At 72.0% G+C, this 21406-nt stretch carries 22 protein-coding genes, 1 tRNA gene and 1 riboswitch; of the genes, 4 read left to right on the forward strand and 19 right to left on the reverse strand.

Annotation, left to right across the window (positions count from 1 at the left end; all coding sequences use genetic code 11):
• Positions 1–103: 103 nt before the first annotated feature.
• Together AB4Y83_RS07730 and AB4Y83_RS07735 are read right to left on the reverse strand one after the other, a co-directional pair.
• Positions 104–463: a DMT family transporter gene (locus AB4Y83_RS07730; protein WP_442275532.1), complete on the reverse strand. Its 360-nt coding sequence runs from the start codon at positions 461–463 to the stop codon at positions 104–106.
• Entirely contained in the window at positions 463–777 is a 315-nt protein-coding gene (locus tag AB4Y83_RS07735) for a DMT family transporter (RefSeq protein WP_442296485.1), read from the reverse strand. Before AB4Y83_RS07735 ends, AB4Y83_RS07730 begins: the two co-directional genes overlap by 1 nt.
• A 9-nt stretch (positions 778–786) precedes the next feature.
• Positions 787–850: riboswitch (guanidine-III (ykkC-III) riboswitch) on the reverse strand.
• Between the two features lie 104 nt (positions 851–954).
• Between AB4Y83_RS07735 and AB4Y83_RS07740 the strand changes: the two genes are divergently transcribed.
• The gene (locus tag AB4Y83_RS07740) at positions 955–3291 is read left to right on the forward strand and encodes a CHAT domain-containing protein (protein WP_442275533.1); all 2337 of its coding nucleotides are present in this window, start codon (positions 955–957) and stop codon (positions 3289–3291) included.
• Positions 3292–3305: 14 nt separating this feature from the next.
• Complete coding sequence (locus tag AB4Y83_RS07745; RefSeq protein WP_442296486.1) at positions 3306–5249, forward strand: caspase family protein; 1944 nt, start codon at positions 3306–3308, stop codon at positions 5247–5249.
• 60 nt (positions 5250–5309) lie between these two features.
• Here AB4Y83_RS07745 and AB4Y83_RS07750 read toward each other — a convergent pair.
• From AB4Y83_RS07750 to AB4Y83_RS07775, 6 genes are all read right to left on the reverse strand, one after another.
• Positions 5310–5382: transfer RNA gene (locus AB4Y83_RS07750), tRNA-Ala, on the reverse strand.
• A gap of 83 nt (positions 5383–5465) precedes the next feature.
• Positions 5466–6131, reverse strand: coding sequence for a histidine phosphatase family protein (locus AB4Y83_RS07755; protein WP_442296487.1), 666 nt, complete (start codon positions 6129–6131; stop codon positions 5466–5468).
• Positions 6128–6538, reverse strand: coding sequence for a ribosome silencing factor (rsfS, locus tag AB4Y83_RS07760; protein WP_442275536.1), 411 nt, complete (start codon positions 6536–6538; stop codon positions 6128–6130). The genes AB4Y83_RS07755 and rsfS overlap by 4 nt, the downstream gene beginning before the upstream one ends.
• Positions 6535–7176 (reverse strand): nicotinate-nucleotide adenylyltransferase, encoded by a 642-nt coding sequence (nadD, locus tag AB4Y83_RS07765; protein ID WP_056776002.1) that lies wholly within the window; start codon positions 7174–7176, stop codon positions 6535–6537. The genes rsfS and nadD overlap by 4 nt, the downstream gene beginning before the upstream one ends.
• Before the next feature lie 2 nt (positions 7177–7178).
• Complete coding sequence (locus tag AB4Y83_RS07770) at positions 7179–7397, reverse strand: hypothetical protein (protein ID WP_156415552.1); 219 nt, start codon at positions 7395–7397, stop codon at positions 7179–7181.
• A gap of 74 nt (positions 7398–7471) precedes the next feature.
• Positions 7472–8101 carry a DUF402 domain-containing protein gene (locus AB4Y83_RS07775; RefSeq protein WP_442296488.1) on the reverse strand — a complete coding sequence of 210 codons (630 nt, stop codon included), beginning with the start codon at positions 8099–8101 and terminating at the stop codon, positions 7472–7474.
• A 129-nt stretch (positions 8102–8230) separates the two neighbouring features.
• On the opposite strand from AB4Y83_RS07775, the gene AB4Y83_RS07780 reads away from it, so the two are divergent.
• Entirely contained in the window at positions 8231–9358 is a 1128-nt protein-coding gene (locus tag AB4Y83_RS07780; protein ID WP_442296489.1) for a glycosyltransferase family 2 protein, read from the forward strand.
• Here the strand turns inward: AB4Y83_RS07780 and AB4Y83_RS07785 are convergent.
• Together AB4Y83_RS07785 and AB4Y83_RS07790 are read right to left on the reverse strand one after the other, a co-directional pair.
• Positions 9343–10038, reverse strand: a complete 696-nt coding sequence (locus AB4Y83_RS07785; protein WP_442275539.1) for a class I SAM-dependent methyltransferase — start codon at positions 10036–10038, stop codon at positions 9343–9345. The two genes, AB4Y83_RS07780 and AB4Y83_RS07785, sit on opposite strands and share 16 nt — an antisense overlap.
• A gap of 46 nt (positions 10039–10084) precedes the next feature.
• Complete coding sequence (locus AB4Y83_RS07790; RefSeq protein WP_442296490.1) at positions 10085–11368, reverse strand: glutamate-5-semialdehyde dehydrogenase; 1284 nt, start codon at positions 11366–11368, stop codon at positions 10085–10087.
• A gap of 115 nt (positions 11369–11483) precedes the next feature.
• On the opposite strand from AB4Y83_RS07790, the gene proB reads away from it, so the two are divergent.
• Entirely contained in the window at positions 11484–12596 is a 1113-nt protein-coding gene (proB, locus tag AB4Y83_RS07795) for a glutamate 5-kinase (RefSeq protein ID WP_442275541.1), read from the forward strand.
• Between the two features lie 214 nt (positions 12597–12810).
• Here the strand turns inward: proB and AB4Y83_RS07800 are convergent, their stop codons facing one another.
• The 9 genes from AB4Y83_RS07800 to rplU all read right to left on the reverse strand — a co-directional run bounded on the left by AB4Y83_RS07800 (position 12811) and on the right by rplU (position 21321).
• The gene (locus tag AB4Y83_RS07800; protein WP_056775991.1) at positions 12811–14457 is read right to left on the reverse strand and encodes a solute symporter family protein; all 1647 of its coding nucleotides are present in this window, start codon (positions 14455–14457) and stop codon (positions 12811–12813) included.
• Positions 14454–14765 carry a DUF485 domain-containing protein gene (locus tag AB4Y83_RS07805; protein WP_082619781.1) on the reverse strand — a complete coding sequence of 104 codons (312 nt, stop codon included), beginning with the start codon at positions 14763–14765 and terminating at the stop codon, positions 14454–14456. The genes AB4Y83_RS07800 and AB4Y83_RS07805 overlap by 4 nt, the downstream gene beginning before the upstream one ends.
• Before the next feature lie 249 nt (positions 14766–15014).
• A complete protein-coding gene (locus AB4Y83_RS07810; protein ID WP_442275543.1) occupies positions 15015–16646 on the reverse strand; it encodes a sodium/solute symporter in 1632 nt (543 codons plus the stop codon).
• Positions 16647–16662: 16 nt separating this feature from the next.
• Complete coding sequence (locus AB4Y83_RS07815; RefSeq protein ID WP_442296491.1) at positions 16663–17040, reverse strand: hypothetical protein; 378 nt, start codon at positions 17038–17040, stop codon at positions 16663–16665.
• A complete protein-coding gene (locus AB4Y83_RS07820) occupies positions 17037–17810 on the reverse strand; it encodes a LytR/AlgR family response regulator transcription factor (protein ID WP_442275545.1) in 774 nt (257 codons plus the stop codon). The genes AB4Y83_RS07815 and AB4Y83_RS07820 overlap by 4 nt, the downstream gene beginning before the upstream one ends.
• On the reverse strand, positions 17807–18931 hold the full coding sequence (locus AB4Y83_RS07825; protein WP_442296492.1) for a sensor histidine kinase: 1125 nt from the start codon (positions 18929–18931) through the stop codon (positions 17807–17809). Before AB4Y83_RS07825 ends, AB4Y83_RS07820 begins: the two co-directional genes overlap by 4 nt.
• Before the next feature lie 108 nt (positions 18932–19039).
• The gene (obgE, locus tag AB4Y83_RS07830) at positions 19040–20572 is read right to left on the reverse strand and encodes a GTPase ObgE (RefSeq protein WP_056775981.1); all 1533 of its coding nucleotides are present in this window, start codon (positions 20570–20572) and stop codon (positions 19040–19042) included.
• 131 nt (positions 20573–20703) lie between these two features.
• Complete coding sequence (gene rpmA / locus AB4Y83_RS07835; protein WP_020144532.1) at positions 20704–20973, reverse strand: 50S ribosomal protein L27; 270 nt, start codon at positions 20971–20973, stop codon at positions 20704–20706.
• A 39-nt stretch (positions 20974–21012) separates the two neighbouring features.
• On the reverse strand, positions 21013–21321 hold the full coding sequence (rplU, locus tag AB4Y83_RS07840) for a 50S ribosomal protein L21 (RefSeq protein WP_028785644.1): 309 nt from the start codon (positions 21319–21321) through the stop codon (positions 21013–21015).
• Between the last annotated feature and the right edge of the window lie 85 nt (positions 21322–21406).

Consider the following 21406-nt stretch of genomic DNA (forward strand, 5'->3'; position numbering starts at 1 on the left):
GTCGTGCCCCGGCCCGCTGCCGGGGCGACGAGCCCATCATCACCGCCGGCGCCGACACCGACCACCGAACCACCGCATATCCGGGTGAACGGCGCGATGCGTCTCACCCCGCGGGAGCGTCGTCCCTGCCCGGGGTCTCGGCCGGCTCGTGCCCGACGAGCTTGAGTCCGACGACCGCGGCGACGATCCCGACGAGCAGGACGACCTTGACGGCGGAGAACGCCTCACCACCCGTCGTCATCGCCCACGTCACGGTGAGCGCGGCCCCGAGACCCGTCCACACGGCATACGCCGTCCCGATGGGGATGGTGCGCACGGCGTGCGCGAGCCCGACCATGCTGAGCGCGCCCGCGACGAGGAAGACGACCGCCGGGACGGGGCGCGAGAGCCCCTCGGACGCGGCGAGCGCCGAGGCCCACACCGCCTCGAGGACGGCGCTGACGAGCAGGACGACCCACGGCATCACGCCACCACCTTGAGGCCGGCGACGCACGCGACGAGCACGACCAGGAGGGCGGCCCGGGCGCCACCGAGGCGCTCCTCGCCGCGGGCGACCGCGAGCAGGACGGTGCCGACGGCGCCGATCCCGACCCACACGGCATACGCCGTGCCGGTGGGCAGGGCGGTCATGGCCCACGCGAGGCCGACCATGCTGAGCACGAGGGAGACGGCGAAGAGGACGGTCGGCCGCGGACGGCGGAAGCCGCCGGACGCGGCGAGCGCGGTGGCCCACACGGCCTCCAGCGCGCCGGACAGGATGAGGACGAGCCAGTGCACGGCGTTCCGATCTGGCCGTCTTGTCGCTGTGCGGGTACGGCTCCCTCGTCCGCGAGCGCGGCTCGCGCTCACCGACGATTCTACCGAAGGGGCGCGTCCGGGTCGAAACGACGTATCAGGAGCACCCGCCCGGCGTACTGTCGAGTGCAGGCGCGCTCCTGCGAACAGAGGATCGCCATGAGCCGTGACTATCTCGACTTCGACGTCGCCGTCACCCGTGAGGGCCAGGGGTATGCCGCTCACGTCCTCGCCTCGCCCGCAGGCGAGGCGTCGGCCCCCTTCACGCTGCCGTTCGCCGCCACGGACCTCGCCCAGTTCATGATCGCGGTGGGACCGCCGCGGGTGTCCTCGAGGCGACTCGTGCCCGCCGAGGCGCGCGTCGTCGACGTCAAGGAGTACGGCCGCCGGCTCGGCGACGCACTGCTGTCGGGAGATGTCGGGCGGGCCTTCCGCGAGAGCCTGACGACCGCCACCGGCCAGGGCAGGGACCTGCGGCTGCGGCTGCGGCTCGACGCCGTGCCGGACCTCGACCCGGTGCCGTGGGAGTACCTCTACGACTCGAGGCTCGGTCGCTTCCTCACGCTCTCGCAGGAGACGCCGATCGTCCGTCTGCTCGACTCGCTCGAGCGTCCGCCGGTGGTCCACGTCGATGCGCCCCTGCGCGTCCTCGTCATGATCTCGAGCCCGAGCGACATGCCCGAGCTCGCCGTGGACCGCGAGCGAGAGCTGCTCACGGCGACGACCGGCGACCTCGTCAAGGGCGGCCGCCTCAGCGTGACGGTCCTCGAGGACGCGACCCTGACAGGCCTCCAGCGCGCCCTGCTCGACGACTTCCACGTCTTCCACTTCATCGGCCACGGCGGCTTCGACCAGCAGGCCCAGGAGGGCGTCCTCGTCCTCGAGCGCGAGGACGGCACGGCGCACCGGGTCTCCGGAGCGCGGCTCGGGACGCTGCTCCACGACGCCCGGACCATGCAGCTCGCCGTCCTCAACGCGTGCGAGGGCGCACGGACGTCGGGACGCGACGCGTTCTCCGGCGTCGGCCAGGCCCTCGTGCGCCAGGGTCTGCCGGCGGTCGTGGCGATGCAGACCGAGATCTCCGACCGGGCCGCCCTCGTCTTCAGCCACGAGTTCTACTACTTCCTCACCCGCGGACTGGGCATCGACGCCGCGATCTGCGAGGTGCGCAAGGCGATGGCCGTCTCCGACGAGGCCTCGGAGTGGGGCACCGCCGTGCTGCTGCGGTCGGGCGCCGACCAGCCCTTCTCGTTCACGACGAGCGCCACCGCCGTGACCGAGCGGCCCGACAGCCGGCTCGAGTCCCTCTACGACGCCGCGAAGGGCGCGTTGCTGGCCCGCGCCCCCGCGACAGCCCTCCCGCTGCTCGAGCAGATCGCCGCCGAGCATCCCGACTACCAGGACGTCACCCAGCTGCTCGAGCGGGTCCGGCCCGAGGCAGCGCCCGTCGGCGACGGCTTGACGCCGCGGCCTCGCCGCGATCCCGTGACGCTCACGCAGCCGATCCCGCAGCCGATCCCGCAGCCGGACACCCAGCCGGACACCCAGCCCGACACCCGGCCGGACACGCGACCGGTGGCCCGTCCCGAGCCGCAGCCGGACCCTCGGCCGGACCGCCGGGGAGACGACGCGCCCGCACCACCCGACCCGCACCCCCGCCGCGGGGGCAACGGCTTCGTCCGCAGCCTCATCGGGCTCGTCGTCCTCTTCGGGCTCTTCTGGCTCGGCGCGACCCAGGTCCCGAAGTGGTTCAAGGGGGCCACGGCCGACGTCACGAGTGCCTGCGGCCCTGCGCCCGCGGCCGCGAACGCCCCGGCGACGACGTTCGTCGCCGGGTGCGCCACGACGACACCGGCCATCGACGGTGACTTCGCCGACTGGGACGGCGTGCCCACGGCCCCGATCCCGCACGTCATCGCCCAGGTGGGCACGCCCCAGCCCGAGTTCGGTGGCGACTGGCAGGTCGTCTGGGACAGCGGCGCGCTCTACCTGCGCCTGCACGTCGTCGACCCGGACATCCGCAGCGTCAACCTCGCCACCCCCGGGGCCTGGTTCAACGGCGACGGCTTCTCCTTCGAGTTCGGCCCGGACGCCCGGAGCCTCGACCCGAAGGCCACGACGCGACGCGGTCAGGACGTCCACGTCATGGTGGGACTGTCCCGTGACGCCCCGACGTCCGGCGTCGCCTCGATCAACCCGGCCGGCCGCGGCACCTTCACCACCGGCACACGCCACCCTGAGATCACCGTCGGGCGCGCCGACACGCTGACCGGCTACGACCTCGAGGCCCGGGTGCCGTGGTCGGCCCTCCAGCTCAGGAAGGCTCCGGTCCGTGGCTCCGTCTTCTCCATGAACGTCAACCTCAGCGACGCGACGAGCGCCCCGGCCACGTGGAGGCTGCGCACCATGAAGAGCACGAATGCCGCCCGCACCGCCGACACGCAGGGCTTCCCGCACGGCTGGCAGACGATCACCCTCGCCGACGCGGCCTCCTGAGACGGCCGCCTCAGATGGCCGGACGCCTGCTCGCCCTCCTCGTCGGGATCGACGCCTACCCGACGCCGATCCCGCCCCTGTCGGGCTGCGTCAACGACGTCACCGGCTTCGCCGACGTCCTGCGCGACCGCGTCGGCGAGGACGCCCTCGACCTCGTCGTGCTCACCGACGGCCAGGCCACGCGGGCGGCCGTGACCAGCCGGCTCAGCGAGCACCTCGGCCGCGCGGGCGCCCAGGACGTCGCGCTCTTCTACTACAGCGGGCACGGTTCGCAGCAGACGACCCCCGAGGAGCTCTGGTCCATCGAGCCCGACCACCGCAACGAGACCCTCGTGTGCGTCGACAGCCGCTCTGCCGGCAGCTGGGACCTCGCCGACAAGGAGCTCGCGGCCCTGCTCGACTCGATCTCGGCGACCGGCTGCCACACGCTCGTCGTGCTCGACTGCTGCCACTCGGGCGACGGCACCCGGGACGCCGACGAGGTGGTGCGCCTCGCGCCCCCTGACCCGCGACCCCGACCCGCGTCGACGTTCGTGGGGCTCGGCGACGCCACGGCCGGCGCACCCACCCGGGGTGCTGCGCGCTGGACACCCGCAGGCCGTCACGTCCTGCTCGCCGCCTGCCGGTCGTCCGAGAAGGCGAAGGAGGTCACCGTGCTCGGCCGCCAGCGCGGCGCCCTGTCGGCGGCGCTCGAGGCCGCCCTGCTCGGCAGCGACGGACGCCCCTCGTACCGCGACGTCCTGCGGATGGTGACCGCCGACGTGACGAACCGCGTCACCGACCAGCACCCACAGGTCGAGACCGCCGACGCGACCGAGCTCGACCGACCCTTCCTCGGCGGCGCGATCCCGGCCACCCCGAGGCCGCTCACCCTGAGCCGGCTGCCCGACGGCTGGTCGATCGACTCGGGCGCCGTCCACGGCGTGCCCGAGCCCATCGGTGACGACACGACCGAGCTGGCCGTCTACCCCCTGACCGGCGAGACGTCCGGGTCGCCGCTCGCCACCGCACTCGTCACGAGGGTCCTGCCCGACCGCAGCCTCGTCCGCCTGACGCCCGAGCTCGACGAGGCGTACGTCTACCGCGCCGTCGTCACGTCGATCCCACTGGCGCCGCTGCGCGTCGGGGTCGTCGGCGACGCCGCTGGAACGGCGGCGCTCCGGACCGCCGCCGACGCCGCGGACGAGACGCTGGTCGACCTCGTCGAGGGTGCGGGGGACGGCGACGGCCCTGCGGACCTCCTCGTCGAAGCCACCCCTGACGGCTTCGTCATCACCCGTCCCGGCGTCACGCGCCCCCTCATGCCCGTCGTCGCGGGCGAGGCCCGCGAGGAGCGCACCATCCTCGCCCTCGAGCGCGTGGCCCGCTGGCTGCGCCTCTCCGCACTCACGAATCCCGCCACGCGCCTGCCCGACGCCGCCGTCCGCGTCGAGGTGGACGCGGGCACCGGGCCTGTCGGTGCGGGGGGCACCCTGCCGATCGCGTATGCCGGCACCGACGCCCCCCGCTTCACCGTCCGTCTCGCGAACACCACGTCCACCCCCCTCTGGGCGGCGCTCCTCGACCTCACCGAGACCTACGGCATCTTCACCGACGCGTTCCCGGCCGGATCGGTGGCGCTCGGCCCCGGCGAGGCGACGAGCGTCGACCTCGTCGGCCAGGTCGACGACGGGCTGTGGGAGGCGGGCACCGTGTCGTTGCGCGACCAGCTCATGGTCGTGACGAGCACGCTCGAGTTCGACCCGAGGTCGCTCGAGCAGGAGGAGCTCGACGTCAGCGCCGTGCCGGCCGCCGGGACGACGAGGAGCGCCGACGGGCCGCCGGCCCTGCGCTCCAACCTCGAGCGCGTGCTCGGCGGCACCCGGACGCGGCGCCTGGGGCCGCGCACCGCATCGGCGGCCGTGGCCGACTGGCGCACCGACTCGGTCTTCGTCGTCACGACCCGCCCACGCGCCTGAACTCGCACCCGGGACGGAAGAAGGGCCAGACGGCGTCCCGTCTGGCCCTTCTTCGTACGGTGGAGCTGAGGGGACTCGAACCCCTGACCCCCTGCATGCCATGCAGGTGCGCTACCAGCTGCGCCAYAGCCCCTTGCGGGTGTCACCTCGTCGAAGCGACTGCGTAACCATAGCGGGTCTCCGGCCGAGAGCCAAAATCGGGGGCGGCCTTTCGGGTCAGACGTTCCAGGGCCCGAGGTTCCAGCCGCTGATGCGCCACCGGGTCACCTCGGAGAAGCTCTTGCCGGCCTCCACGAGCTCGATCCAGTGGCAGTTGTCGAGCCCGCGGAACACCGCGTCCGACACGTCCTGGTCGAGCCTCACGAGGGCGCTGGCCGCGACGCGTGCGGACACGCCGTGGGCCACGACGACGGCGGTCTCGCCGGGGAGCAGCTCCCGGGAGACGTCGCGCAGCGCGGCGCCGGCACGCTCGGCCACCTGCGCCCGGGTCTCCCCCGTGACCCCGCGCGGGGTGTCCTCCCCCCGGTCGAGGGCGGCGATGACGTCCGGGTAGCGCTCACGCACCTCGTCGGCGTGCAAGCCCTGCCACTCGCCGACGTGCACCTCACGCAGGCGGGCGTCGAGACGCACCTCGAGGCCCGTCAACCCCGCGATGGCGTCGGCCGTCGAGGCCGCACGCCGGAGGTCGCTCGAGACGATGAGTGCCGGCGCGTAGGCGGCGAGGTGCGGGGCCGCGGCCTCCACCTGCTCGTGGCCGCGGTCGGACAGCTCGGTGTCCTTGTGGCCCTGCCAGACGCGGGCTGCGTTGTCGACCGTCTCGGCGTGCCGGACGATGACGATGCGGCGCGGCCCGACGGGGGGCACGGACCCGGCTGCCGTCACGCCTGGTCGACCTCGTCGACCTCGTCGGCCCCCGGACGGGCCGGCGCCTCCACCGTGGAGAGGTCGATCTCGGGGCAGTCCTTCCAGAGGCGCTCGAGCGCGTAGTACTCGCGCTCCTCCTCGTGCTGGACGTGGACGATGATGTCGCCGAAGTCGATGAGGACCCAGCGGCCCTCGCGCTCGCCCTCGCGGCGGATCGGCTTGCTGCCCAGCTCACGCAGGCGGTCCTCGACCTCGTCGACGATGGCGCCGACCTGCCGCTCGGACGGTGCGGAGGCGATGACGAACACGTCGGTGAGCGGCATCTGCTCGCTCACGTCGATGGCCATCACCTTCTCGGCGAGCTTCTCCTCGGAGGCCAGGGCGGCCACCTTCGCGAGCTGGATCGAGTGGTCTGCTGCGGTCACGAATCTCCTCGGGGCGGTGCCGACGACAGGTGCGTCGGCACGGTGCCTGCGCTCGCCAGGTCGGCGGCATACAGGCGGTACTTGTTGATGTACTGGACGACCCCGTCGGGCACGAGGTACCAGACCGGGGCGCCGTCGGCGACGCGCGCCCGACAGTCGGTGGAGCTGATCGCCATGGCCGGCACCTCCTGCAGCGTGACCCGGTCCTCGGGCAGCCCCTTGTCGGACAGCTCGTGGCCGGGACGGGTGACGCCGATGAAGTGGGCCAGCTCGAAGAGGTGCTCGGCGTCCTTCCAGGACAGGATCTCGGCCAGGGCGTCGGCGCCGGTGATGAAGAACAGCTCGTCGTCGGGCCGCTCGGTCCTGATGTCGCGCAGGGTGTCGATCGTGAACGTCGGCCCGGGCCGGTCGATGTCGACCCTGCTGACGGTGAAGCGCGGGTTGGAGGCCGTCGCGATGACGGTCATGAGGTAGCGGTCCTCGGCGGGCGAGACGTGACGGTCCGCCTTCTGCCACGGCTGACCCGTGGGGACGAAGACGACCTCGTCGAGGTCGAAGCGCGACTGGACCTCACTAGCGGCCACGAGGTGGCCGTGGTGGATCGGGTCGAACGTCCCGCCCATGACGCCGAGGCGCATGGTCAGTGGTGGGCCCCGTCGGATCCGCTCGTGCTGCCGTGCGTGCCCTCACCCCGGCGCGGCGACTGCACCTTGTAGGCGGTGTTGCGGAAGCTCCACGTGACGGCGAGCGCCACGAGGAACAGCGAGAAGGTGATGAAGAAGTAGGCGATCACCGGCATGGGAAGCTCGCGGGCGGCTTCCTCCCCCTCGGTGACGAGTGCGAGGACACGATCAGACATGCGCCCAGCCTAGCGCCCGCCCGCCCCGGCCGACGCAGCGCGTGCCCACCGGGCGCGTATGCCGTCCGCCCGGCTCACTCGGCACGCGGCGCCGCGTCCCCGCTCGGGACGGGCGCCTGCGCCTCCGCGCGTCGCAGCCAGTCGCGCCCGACCGTCGCGAACGGCTCGTCGCCGGCCACGACGGCCGCGTGGACGAGGTCGCGCCACCGTTCGGCGAGGGCGACGACCTCCTCCGGGTAGTCGAGCTCGACCTGGTGCTGCGCGAACTCGTCCTCGTCGTCGACGTAGAGGTGACCGTCGCGGGTCAGCACGACGTCGAGGTCGAGGTCCACCATCGTCACCTCCCACTCCGGCCCGCCGTCGGCGGCCTCGAGACGCCGCCAGACCGGCTCGGTGGTCATGTCGACGTAGACGCTGACCTCGCGGTGGGCCGGGTAGAAGCCCACGACGAACGCGCCCTCGTGCGGCACGAGGGAGACCCAGCCGCTCGACTCGACGAACTCGACGCCGGGACGCACGCACCGCGTGCCGACCGGTGCGTACCACCAGTGACCGTGCTCGTCGGACCCGAGATAGCGACCGTCCCACTCCCAGTGGCGGCCACCGCCCCACTTCGTGAAGCGCCCGGCGACGGCCGTGCCGGGCTCGAGCCCGCCAGGCGGCATACCTCGTCGGGACGGACGGTCGGCGGCGGCACAGGTCACGCCCGGCACGCTACCGGCGCCGCGGCGGAGATGCAGGGCACGAGCAGGGACGTGCAGGGGGCGTCCGGGTACAGCACGCGCACAGCGAGGTGACAGGCACAGCCCATCCGCGGCCGTACCCTAGAACCCATGGTTCCCGAGTTGTCCGTGGTCATCCCGATGTACAACGAGGAGGAGGTGCTCCCCCTCCTCGTCGAGCGGCTCCGACCGCTCCTCGACGGCATGGGCACCAGCTACGAGGTCGTCGCCGTCGACGACGGCAGCAAGGACCTGACCGCCGCGCTGCTCCAGCGCTACCACCGCGAGTGGTCCCAGCTGCGCGTCGTGCGCCTGCGCGCCAACGCCGGGCACCAGGCCGCGATCTCCGCCGGCCTCGTCAGCGCCCTCGGCGACTACGTCGTCACGATCGACGCCGACCTGCAGGACCCGCCGGAGATCATCCCGCAGATGCTCGCGGCCGCGAAGGACGACGGCGTCGACGTCGTCTACGGCGTGCGCCACGACCGCTCGACCGACACGTGGTTCAAGCGGGCCTCGGCCCAGGCGTTCTACAAGCTCATCGGCCTGATGTCGCAGACCTCGGCCCACGCCGACGCCGGCGACTACCGCCTCATGTCGCGCGCCACCGTCGACGCGGTCAACAGCCTCCCCGAGCACAACCGCGTCCTTCGCTTCATCGTGCCGGCCCTCAACTTCCCGTCCGACACGGTCGAGTACAAGCGCGAGGAGCGCGCGGCCGGGGACTCGAAGTACCCGCTGATCAAGATGATCAAGCTCTCGCTCGACTCGCTGACCGGCTTCTCGACGGCGCCGCTGCGGCTAGCGACGTTCGCCGGCTTCGGTGGTGCGGTCCTCGCCGTGCTGCTCGTCCTCTACACGCTGATCTCCCGGTCGCAGGGCCACACCGTCGCCGGTTGGACCTCGACCGTCGCCATCGTCGCGGGCGTCGGCGCCGTCCAGCTCGTCTGCGTCGGCATCCTCGGCGAGTACATCGGCCGGATGTACGGCCACATGCAGGGCCGCCCGACCTACTTCATCGCCTACGACTCGATGACGACCGACATCGGCGCGCACGGTCCGACCGACACTCCCCTGCCGGCTCAGCCGAGCGGGGAGCACATCCTCACGACGTCGGACGAGTCGGAGACCGACACCGTGACGCTGCTCGACCCGACAGCGGACCCCACGCCCCAGCCGGCGCCCCAGCCCACGCCCCAGCCGGCGCCGCAGCCGATGCGCACTCAGCTGCGCGGCTGAGCGCGCACGAGGAGGCTGACGCCGGGCAAGCCGCCGACGGGCAGGTAGCGCTCGGCGGTGATGATCGTGCGCAGCCCGAAGTTGACGACCGGGTGGAGGTTCTCGAGGTCCGAGCCCGAGCTCGTCCGGCGGCGCATCGCCACGACGGGTCGCAGCAGCACGTTCCACGACCGCACATCGGTGACGTCGAAGCCGCCGTGGTCGAGCAGGTCGAGCACGCCCTCGCGGGTGTAGCGGCGTACGTGGTCGACGGCCTCGTCGTGCTCGGACCACAGCTTCGGGTCGGCCGGCACGGCCACGAGGTAGGTGCCGGTCGGCTTGAGCACACGGCGCACCTCGGCCACCGCGGCGGCGTCGTCGTCGAGGTGCTCGAGCAGGTCGAAGGCCATGACGAGGTCGAGCGAGTCGTCCGCGAGCGGGAGCCGGGTCGCGTCCCCGCGTAGCGTCGCGAGCCCGCGACCGTGCGCCACCTCCGCGCCGTCCGAGCCGTACTCGAGGGCGACGGCGTCCCAGCCGTGCTCGCGCAGGACACGGGTGTTGCCCCCGCCCGCGGCGCCGATGTCGAGGGCGCGTCCGGGCACCAGCCCCGAGATGGCCTTGGCCAGGAGGTGACGCCGCTCGCGGTACCACCAGTGGTCGTCCTCCAGCTCAGCGAGCTTGCGGACCTCGGTGCCTTCCATGGTGCGCCATCATGCCACCCGGGGTCGGGGGTTGCGCCGGCACCCGTCAGCGCGTGTGGCCGTCGCCCTCGACGATCCACTTCGTCGTCGTCAGCTCGGGCAGGGCCATCGGCCCGCGGGCGTGCAGCTTCTGCGTCGAGATGCCGATCTCGGCGCCGAAACCGAACTCTCCGCCGTCGGTGAAACGGGTGCTCGCGTTGACCATGACCGCCGCCGCGTCGACCTCCGCCGTGAAGCGCCGGGCCGCTGCCCGGTCCTCCGTGACGATCGCCTCGGTGTGTCCGGTGCCGAACCGACGGATCCGATCCATCGCCTCGTCGAGGTCGTCGACGACGGCCACGCTCATCTCGAGGCCGTGCCACTCGGTGCCGAAGTCGGCCTCGCTCGCGAGGGCGTGTGCCGCACCGGCCGCCTCGGCGTACGGCGTGACCTCGGGTGCCACGTGCAGTCGCACCCCGGCCCCGGCGAGGTCGGTGAGCGCCTTGGGCAGGAAGTCGGCGGCGACGTCACGGTGGACGAGGAGCGACTCGGCCGCGTTGCAGACGCTGGGGCGGTGGGTCTTGGCGTTGAGCGTGATGGCCCGGGCCTTGTCGAGGTCGGCGGCCCGGTCGACGTAGACGTGGCACACCCCGACGCCGGTCTCGATGACGGGGACCGTCGACTCGCGGACCACCGTCTCGATGAGGTCGGCACCGCCGCGCGGGATGACGAGGTCGACGTGGCCGCGCGCCGTCATGAGGGCCCGCGCCGCGTCGCGGCCTCCTTCCTCGAGCAGGGTCACGGCGTCGACCGGGAGGCCCTGCTCGGCGAGGGATCCGCGCATCGCCTCGACGAGGGCGTGGTTGCTGCTCGCCGCGGCCGACCCGCCGCGCAGGAGGACCGCGTTGCCGGACTTGAGGGCGAGGCCGGCCGCGTCGACGGTGACGTTGGGCCGCGCCTCGTAGATCATCCCGATGACGCCCATCGGCACCCGCACCTGGCGGATCTGCAGACCGTTGGCGAGGGTCGACCCACGGACGATCTCTCCGACTGGGTCGGGAAGGGCCGCGACGTCGCGCAGGGCCTGGGCGACCGCAGCGACGCGGGCCTCGTCGAGGCGCAGCCGGTCCTGGAGGCTCTCGCTCATCCCCGTGGCCCGACCTCGCTCGATGTCCTCGGCATTGGCCTCGATGACCGCGGGTGCAGCGGCGTCGACGGCGTCCGCGAGCAGCAGCAGGGCCGCGTCCTTCTCGGCACGGGACATGAGGGCGAGCCGTCGTGAGGCGGCGCGGGCGCGCTCTGCCAGGGCCGTCACGTGCTCGACGACTGCGGGGTCGATCGTCTGGGACATGCCTCCAGCGTAGGTCGTCGCGCTCCCGGACGACCGACCGTCTCCGGGGGCTGGACCGGTGGTCCGCGACGGACAGCCCTGCGTGGTCCCACGGCCCGTCACTAGAGTTCGAGGTGTGTCGCCCCACTCCGTCATCAGCACCGCTCGACGGCTCGTCGTCAAGGTCGGCTCCAGCTCGCTGACCGGCGTCGACGGCGGCATCGACCACGGCCGGCTCGTGGCTCTGGCGAACGCCTTGGCGCACAAGCACCTCGACGGCACCCAGATCGTCCTCGTCAGCTCCGGTGCCATCGCCGCCGGCATCCACCCGCTCGGCCTGAGCGCCCGACCCCGTGACCTCGCGACCCAGCAGGCAGCCGCCTCGGTCGGGCAGGGCGCCCTGCTCGCCGGCTACACGCAGGCGTTCGCCGGACACGACATCACCGTCGGTCAGGTGCTGCTCACCGCCGACGACGTCACGCGACGTACGCACTACGCGAACGCCCGACGCACGCTCGAGCGGCTCCTCGACCTCGGCGTGCTGCCGATCGTCAACGAGAACGACACCGTCGCCACGAGCGAGATCCGCTTCGGCGACAACGACCGGCTCGCCGCCCTCGTCGCCCATCTCATCGACGCCGACGCCCTCGTGCTCCTCTCCGACGTCGACGCCCTCTACGACGGGCCCCCGAGCCGCCCCGGCGCCCAGCGCATCCCAGTCGTCCGCGGCCCGCAGGACCTCGTCGGCGTCGAGATCGGGGGCAGCGGCTCGAAGGTGGGGACGGGTGGCATGACGACGAAGATCGAGGCGGCCCGGATCGCGACCGCCGCGGGCGTGATCACCACGGTCACGGCCGCCGACCGCGTCACCCAGGTGCTCGCCGGCGAGGACGTCGGCACCGTGTTCCTGCCGATCGGAGTCCGCGGACGCTCGAGACGGCTCTGGCTCGAGCACGCGACGACCGCGCGCGGGCGGCTCATCATCGACGACGGCGCCGTCACCGCGCTGGTCCAGCGCAAGAAGTCGCTGCTCCCCGCCGGCATCACGGCCGTCGAGGGCACCTTCCACGACGGAGACCCCGTCGACGTGTGCTCTCCCGACGGCACCGCGATCGCCCGCGGTCTCGTCAACTACAGCTCGTCCGAGCTCCCGTCCTTGCTGGGACGGTCGACGAGGGAGCTCGCCCGCGAGCTCGGCCCGGAGTACGAGCGGGAGGTCATCCACCGCGACGACCTCGTCGTCATCTGACGACGAGCACCAAGGCGCTCCGTCACCGTCCGCCCGAGAGGTAGCGGCTGGCGGACCGCTCGACGGTGCGACGCCCGCCGCGGAGCCGAAGACCGGCGCGACGAGCCCGGCCCGCCATCCGGACCCGATGACGTCGACGACGCCGGTGAGGCTCCAGGACGCGCGAGTGGCCGCGCACGCCCCTGGCGCGCGAGCTCGCGGAGGGACGGTCGGCTCAGTGGTGGGTCGCGGTCTCGGCGCCGTGACCGGTGAGCGAGCGCACCTCCATCTCGGCGTACTTCGCCGCGTTGTACTCACGGCTCGTGACGGTCCCGATGTAGCCCAGGACGAAGCCGAGCGGGATCGAGATGATGCCCGGGTTGTCGAGCGGGAACCAGTGGAAGTCGACCCCCTGGAGCATCGACGGGCTCTTCTTCGTCAGCGGGTCGATCGGCTTGCCGGAGACGACCGGGCTGAAGATGATCAGCGTGATGGCGCTGATGAGGCCGCCGTAGATGCTCCACAGCGCACCCCTGGTGTTGAACCGCTTCCAGAAGAGCGAGTAGAGGATCGTCGGCAGGTTCGCGCTCGCGGCGATGGCGAAGGCCAGCGCCACGAGGAAGGCGATGTTCTGGCCCAGGGCGAAGATGCCGCCGATGATGGCGATGGCGCCGAGGACGAGCGCTGCGATGCGCGCGACCTTGACCTCCTCCTCGGGGGTGGCGGTGCCCTTCTTGACGACCGTGTTGTAGATGTCGTGCGAGAGGGAGGCGCTCGCCGTGATGGTCAGCCCGGCGACGACCGCGAGGATCGTCGCGAAGGCGACCGCCGAGATGATCCCGAGCAGGATCTCGCCGCCGAGCTCGAAGGCGAGCAGCGGGGCGGCGGAGTTGACGCCACCGGGTGCGGCCTTGATGGCAGCGGCGCCGACGAGGTCGGCCGCTCCGAAGCCGAGGATGAGCGTGAAGATGTAGAAGATGCCGATGAGCCAGATCGCCCAGACGACGGAGCGACGGGCCTCACGCGAGGTCGGCACCGTGTAGAAGCGCATGAGGACGTGCGGCAGACCGGCCGTGCCAAGGACGAGTGCCATCGACAGGGAGATGAAGTCGACAGGGTTCTTGTACTGCAGACCCGGCTGGAGCAGGTCCTTGCCGCCGGCCTCCTGCGACGTGGCCGTCGCCTCGCCGAGCAGGTTCGACAGGCTGAGGCCGAACTTGGCGAGGACCCAGAAGGTCATGATCGCCGCGCCGATGATGAGCAGCACGGCCTTGATGATCTGCACCCAGGTCGTGCCCTTCATGCCGCCGAAGATGACGTAGAAGATCATGAGGATGCCGACGACGACGATGACGAGCCGCTGACCGACCGCCCCTTCGATGCCGAGCAGGAGGGCCACGAGTCCACCGGCCCCCGCCATCTGGGCCAGCAGGTAGAAGAACGACACGACGAGCGTCGAGATGGCCGCGGCGATGCGGACCGGACGCTGGCGCAGCCGGAAGCTGAGCACGTCGGCCATCGTGTACTTGCCGACGTTGCGGAGCAGCTCGGCCACGAGCAGCAGGGCGACGAGCCAGGCCACGAGGAAGCCGATGGAGTAGAGGAACCCGTCGTAACCGTTGATGGCGATGGCGCCGGCGATACCGAGGAAGGAAGCCGCCGACAGGTAGTCACCGGCGATGGCGATGCCGTTCTGACGGCCGGTGAAGGCACGTCCACCCGCGTAGTACTCCGCGGCGCTGCGGTTGTTGCGCGACGCCCGGATGACGATGGCGAGGGTGACGACGACGAAGAGGGCGAAGATGCCGATGTTGATCGCCGGGTTGCCGACCGTCGTCGCCGCGGGGACGAGGGACGGGGCGGAGGTGAGGAGCGCGCTCACTGCTGCACTCCCATCTTCTGGGCGAGGGCTTCGGCCTCGGGGTCGAAGACGCGGTCGGCCCATCGGGCGTAGACCATCGTGATCGTGAAGGTCGAGACGAACTGGAGGAGGCCGAGGATCAGGCCCCACGTGATGTTGCCGAGGACCCGCGTCCCCATGAAGTCCTTCGCGAACACGGACAGCAGGACGTAGAGGAAGTACCACGCGAGGAACAACGCGGTCAGCGGGAAGACGAACCTGCGGAACTTGCTGCGCAGCTGGTCGAACTCGGGCGAGTTCTGCATGGCGACGTTGGGATCGTCGACCATGCGCTCTGGAGCCTCTTTGCTCACTGGGCCACCTCCGGGGCGGTTGGGTCGTGCCTGGGTGCTGGGCGTTCAGCGCGGTCCTGCCGCCGCCGCTCCCCCGGACGGTCCCGTGGTGACGTCGACGCCCCTGTCGCTCCGCGCTGCCGGCACAGGGCCGGCGAGAGCCAAGGTAGGAGCCCGCGCGGTGCCCCGGCAGGCGCAGCGTGGGCGGCATCGCCCAGCGGCGCCGACGGCTCGCCGTGCGCGGGATCAGCTGCGACGAGCGGTCGTCCCGGGGCGACGAACGGTCTCCGCCGTGCTGCCGTATGCCGGGTGTTGCGTCCCGTCGGACGCCCCCTCCGCGGTCGGCGGGCGCCGGTACCAGCGCTCGGGGTGGAACGAGCCCCGGTTGAGGTCGACGTTCTCGGGGGCGTGCAGCCGGACCATCGTCTGCGCGACGTGCTCCGGGGTGCTCGATCGGGTGGCCAGCGACACGAGCACCATCGTCGCGAAGGCCAACGGCACGCTGACGGCCGCGGGCTGGGTCAGGACGACGCCGAACCAGCCACCGGTGGCGATGCCGAACGTCGTCGTGACGACGGCTCCCATCGAGAGAGCGCCCCCGACGACGAGGCCCGAGATCGCCCCACGCGAGGTGAGCCCCCGCCACCAGATCCCGAGGAGGAGCATCGGGCAGAACGTCGACGCGGCCACCGCGAACGTCAGCTCGACCGCGTGGGCCACGGGGACGCCGGCCGAGACGACGGTGAGCACGAGCGCGCCGGCCACGACGGCGACCGTCGTCAGGCGGAACGTGCGGATGCCCTGGCGGTGCCCGGCGCCCCAGCGCACGAGGTCCTGGCTCACGACGCCGGCGACCGACACGACGAGGCCGGTCGACGTCGAGAGGAACGCGGCGAACGCCCCCGCGGCGAGGACGGCGGTGAGCCCCTCTGCGACCGGGCCGTCGAAGAGCCGGCTCGGCAGCTCGAGGACGACCGAGTCGGCGCGGCCCGCGGCGACGAGGTCGGAGGCGACGTAGCGCCCGATGACGCCGTAGACGACGGGCAGCAGGTAGAAGCCGGAGAGGAGCACGAGGACCGCGAGCGTCGTCCGCCGCGCGGCCCGGCCGTCGGGGTTGGTGTAGAAGCGGACGACGACGTGGGGCAGCCCCATCGTCCCGAAGAAGGTCGCCAGGACGAGGGAGTACGTCAGGTAGAGGGCGTGGTCACCCTGGAGCGGCTCGACCCAGTCGGTGACGAACACCGCGCCGGCGGCGGGGTCGTCGCTGCGTTCGCCGACCGCGCCGAGCAGGAGGAAGAGGGGCGTCAGCAGGGCGAGCAGCTTGAGCCAGTAGTGGAAGGCCTGAACGAGGGTGACGCTCCGCATGCCGCCGGGCAGGACGTTGAGACAGACGACGACGGCGACGGCGAGCTGCCCGACCCACGACGGCGCCCCGGTCAGGGTGCGCAGCGTCAGGCCCGCGCCCTGGAACTGAGGGATGAGGTAGAGCAGGCCGATCGCGACGACGAGCAGGCTCGACGCCCGGCGGGCGACGACGGACTCGAGGCGCAGCTGGGCGAAGTCGGGCAGCGTGTAGGCCCCCGACCGGCGAAGGGGCGCCGCGACGAACACGAGCAGCAGGAGGTAGCCCGCTGTCCAGCCGATCGGCAGCCAGAGCATGTCGACGCCGCGTGCGAGGATGAGCCCGGCCACCCCGAGGAACGATGCGGCAGAAAGGTACTCACCGCTGATGGCCGAGGCGTTGAGCACCGGGCTGACGCCGCGGGAGGCGACGTAGAAGTCGCTCATGGTCCGCGAGAGCCGCAGCCCGAACGCGCCGACCGCGAGGGACGCGATCGAGACGAGGACGACGGCGACGATGCTCGCGGCGTTGTTCACCGGTGACGCACCCGGGTCACCGGCCGTCGAGCAGGTCGCTGAACGTGGCCTCGTTGCGCTCGGACCGCCGCACGTAGAACGCGCCGAGGCCGATGATCTCGGCGAACGCGACGACCGTGAGCAGGATCCACGGCAGCGGCACCCCGAGCAGGTCGATCTCGGCAAGGCCGGGGACGGCCGTGAAGAGCAGGGGCAGCAGCCCGAGCGTCGAGGCGAGCACGAGCAGGACGCCGAGGGCGAGGCGGAGCTGGCTGCGCATGAGCGAGGTGATGTAGACCTCGCCGAGCCGGGTCTGCTCGTCGATCTCGGATGCGATCGAGACGTTGCGGGTGCGCGCGGCCGACGTGCGGGGGCTCGTGACGCGGACCCGCGCTCGGGGGGCCTCGGGCGTCATGAGCCACCGCGCCCGAGCGGCTGGGCACGTCGCACGAGCAGGTCGCGCAGCGCACGCGTGTGGCGCCGGCTCACGACGAGCTCGTGCCCGCCGACGACGACGGTCGTGCGCCCGCCCTCGGTGCGCCACTCGGTGATGTGGCCCAGCGCGACGAGCGAGGACCGGTGGATGCGGACGAACCCCGCCTCGCGCCACTGGTCGGCGAGGGTGGTGAGCGGCACCCGGACGAGGTGGCTCTCGCTCGCCGTGTGCAGGCGGGCGTAGTCGCCCTGCGCCTCGACGTAGAGGACGTCGGAACGCGGCACGAGCCGGCTCACCCCGGCCAGCTCGACGACGATGGTCTCGTCGCCCGTCGCCGCGGACGTCTCACGCCCGTGGATCTGCCGGACGACGCGGCGCACCGCCTGGTCGAGCCTCTCGTCGCGCACCGGCTTGAGGACGTAGTCGACGACGTTGAGCTCGAACGCGTCGACCGCATGCTGCTCGTGGGCGGTGACGAAGACGATCGGGGGTTGGGTCGTGAAGCGCGACAGCACCCGCGCGAGGTCGAGGCCGCTGAGGCCCGGCATCTGCACGTCCATGAAGATCGCGTCGACCTGCCCCTCGTGGAGCACGCGCAGCGCCGCCTCCCCCGACCCGGCCGGGACGACCTGGCGCACGCACTCGTGACGGCCGAGCATCCACGTGAGCTCGTCGAGAGCCGGTGCCTCGTCGTCGACGGCCAGCACCCGCAGCAGCGGAGCGAGCTCGGTGTCCGGGGTCGTGGTCACACGTGCACCCCCGGACGGAACTTCGGCAGCCGGACGACGACCTTGGTGCCGGCGCCGGGCGCCGTCTCGACGACGAGACCGTAGTCGTCGCCGAAGGCGGTGCGCAGGCGCTCGTCGACGTTGGCGAGGCCCACGGAGTCGCTGCCCGGGTCGCCCGCGAGGACCCGGCGCACCCGCTCCGGGTCCTCGCCGACGCCATTGTCCTCGATCGTCACGACGCACTCGTGGTCGGCGTCCTGCGCGAGGATGCTGATCTCACCTCTGCCTGCCCGGCCCTCGATGCCGTGCTGCACGGCGTTCTCGACGAGTGGCTGGAGACAGAGGAACGGCACGACGACGGGGAGCACCTCGGGCGCGACGCGGACCGTCACGGTGAGCCGGTCACCGAAACGGGCCTTCTCGATGACGAGGTAGGCCTCGATGGACCGCAGCTCCTCTGCCAGCGTCGTGAACTCGCCGTGCCGCCGGAAGGAGTAGCGGGTGAACTCGGCGAGGTCGAGGAGCAGCTCCCGGGCCCGCTCGGGGTCGGTGCGCGTGAACGACGCGATCGCGGTCAGCGAGTTGTAGATGAAGTGCGGGCTGATCTGCGCCCGGAGGGCGCGCACCTCGGCCTCCATGAGCCGGGTGCGCGAGGCGTCGAGCTCGGCCAGCTCGAGCTGTCCGGACACCCAGCGCGCCACCTCGTTCGTGGCCCGGACGAGACCCGCCGAGGCCCGGCCGGTGAAGACCTGCAGCGTCCCGACGACCTTCTCGTCGACGTCGAGCGGCGCGACGATCGCCTGGCGCACGATGCACGAGGGCTCGGCGCACCCGACGTCCGCACCGTCGACGACGGTCGTCCGGCCGTGGCCGAGCGTCCCCGCGGAGATGACGACGGGCTGGTGGGCGTGGTGCGAGCGACCGCCTTCCCATGCGAGCAACGCGCTCGTGTCGGTCATGGCGACCGCTGGTGCTCCCAGGAGCGACCGGAGGTGCTTGAGCGAGCGCTCGGCGGCCGCCGGCGTCAGGCCCATCCGCAGCGGGGGCGAGGCCAGCAGCGCCGTGTGCAGGGTGCGGTACGTCGCACGGTCGGCCTCGGTGCCGAGGTGACCGCGACGCAGCAACGCGCCCCACGAGCTCATGCCGACACTGTAGGCGGTTACCCCGCGCCGGGGGCGCCGTCCTCGCGACCCGCGGGACCGACGCCGACCGCCCGGCGGAAGACACCCCGCGACGGGGTGCGGGTGGACTCAGGCGTCGTCGCCCTCGTCGGCGGCGACGTGCCAGAGGCCCGAGCGACGCTCGGCCTCGAGCTCCTCCTGCGTGGCCGCGCGGGCGGCGTAGCGGTCCTTCTGGGCCTCGCGCTTCTCGTCACGGGTGGGCCGCGAGGACTCCGCGAGCCGCAGGTCGGTGCCCCGGGTGCCGAGCAGCTCGGCGCCGGCCTGCAGGGTCGGCTCCCAGTCGAAGACGACGGCGTCCTCAGCGGTACCGATGACGACGGTGTCGCCGGCCACGGCGCCGACCTTGTAGAGCTCCTCCTCGACACCGAGACGGCCGAGCCGGTCGGCGAGGTAGCCGACGGCCTCGTCGTTGGAGAAGTCGGTCTGGCGCACCCAGCGATAGGGGCGCTCGCCGGCGACCCGGAAGATCGGCCCGTCCGGACCGTTCTCCTTGACGATGCTGAAGCCCTTGTCGTCGACGGACTTGGGGCGCAGCACGACGCGTTTCGGCACGGCGGCCTCGGCCTCGATCTCGGCGCGGGCGGCATCGACGTGGCGGGCCATCGCGAAGCTCAGCTCGCGCAGGCCCTGGTGGGCCACTGCGGAGACGATGAAGACCTCGATGCCGCGCGCCTCGAGGTCCGGCTTGACCATCTCGGCCAGCTCGCGGGCCTCGGGCACGTCGGCCTTGTTGAGCACGACGATCCGGGTGCGGTCGGCGAGCGGCTTGCCGCCGAGGTCGGCGTCGGGCACGTAGAGCGACAGCTCGTTCTCGATGACGTCGAGGTCGCTCATCGGGTCACGGCCGGGCTCGAGGGTCGCGCAGTCGATGACGTGGACGAGGACCGAGCAGCGCTCGACGTGGCGCAGGAACTCGAGGCCCAGGCCCTTGCCCTCGTGCGCGCCGGGGATGAGACCCGGGACGTCGGCGACGGTGAATCTGGCCGAGCCCGCGGTGACGACGCCGAGGTTGGGCACGAGCGTCGTGAAGGGGTAGTCGGCGATCTTCGGCTTGGCGGCCGACAGCACCGAGACGAGCGAGGACTTGCCGGCGCTCGGGAAGCCGATGAGCGCGACGTCGGCGAGCGTCTTGAGCTCGAGCACGACGTCGACCTCCTCGCCGGGCTCGCCGAGGAGCGCGAAGCCGGGCGCCCTGCGGCGGGCCGACGACAACGCCTTGTTGCCGAGACCGCCGCGGCCGCCACGGGCGATGACGTGCTCGGTGCCCATGCCGACGAGGTCCATCACGATGCGCCCCTCGCCGTCCTTGACGACCGTGCCTTCCGGAACCGAGAGCACGAGGTCGTCGCCGTCGGCGCCGTTCTTCTCGTCGCCGGCACCGGGCAGGCCGTTGACCGCCTTGCGGTGCGGGTGGCGGTGGTAGTCGAGCAGGGTCGTCGCCTGGGGATCGACGCGCAGGATCACGGAGCCGCCGTGCCCGCCGTTGCCGCCGTCAGGACCGCCCAGCGGCTTGAACTTCTCGCGCTTGACGGAGGCGACGCCGTGCCCCCCGGCGCCGGCGCTGAGGTGCAGCACGACGCGGTCGACGAAGGTCACAGCCATGGGGGTCACTCTTCCAGATCAGGGTGGGCGGACGGCATACCCGCGTTGGGGATGCCGTGTGCCCGGGAAAGGCGGAAGGGCGGGCCACGCGGGCCCGCCCTTCCGGTACAAACTCAGTGGTGATCAGCAGATCACTCGGCAGCTGCGGTCTCGACCTGCTCGATGTTGACCGTCTTGCGGCCGCGCTTGGAGCCGAACTTCACGGCGCCGGCGACGAGGGCGAAGAGCGTGTCGTCGCCACCGCGACCGACACCCTCGCCCGGGTGGAAGTGCGTGCCGCGCTGACGGACGAGGATCTCGCCCGCGTTGACCTTCTGGCCACCGAAACGCTTGACGCCGAGGAACTGTGCGTTCGAGTCGCGACCGTTGCGGGTCGAGGACGCACCCTTCTTGTGTGCCATGTCAGTCCTTCTCTCGTGAGTCTCTGGGTTCCGGGTGGATCACGCGTTGATGGCGGTGATCTTGACCTGGGTCAGCGGCTGACGGTGGCCCTGACGCTTGCGGTAGCCGGTCTTGTTCTTGTACTTCATGATGACGATCTTGGGGCCTTTGGCGGCCTTGACGACCTCGGCCTTCACCGACACCTTGGACAGCTTGTCGGCATCGGACGTGACCGTGGTCCCGTCCACGAGGAGCAGCGGCGTGAGCTCGATGGCATCGCCGGGCTGACCCGTCACCTTGTCGACGAGCAGGACATCGCCCACCGACACCTTCTCCTGGCGACCGCCAGCGCGAACAATCGCGTACACAGTGAAACTCACTCTCTCATCAAGGTTTGGTATCGCCGCTTTCGGCACCGGCCCGTCAACACGGGCCCGGTGGGCGCACCAATGG

The sequence above is a fragment of the Terrabacter sp. RAF57 genome (assembly GCF_052113925.1).
Classification (GTDB): domain Bacteria; phylum Actinomycetota; class Actinomycetes; order Actinomycetales; family Dermatophilaceae; genus Terrabacter.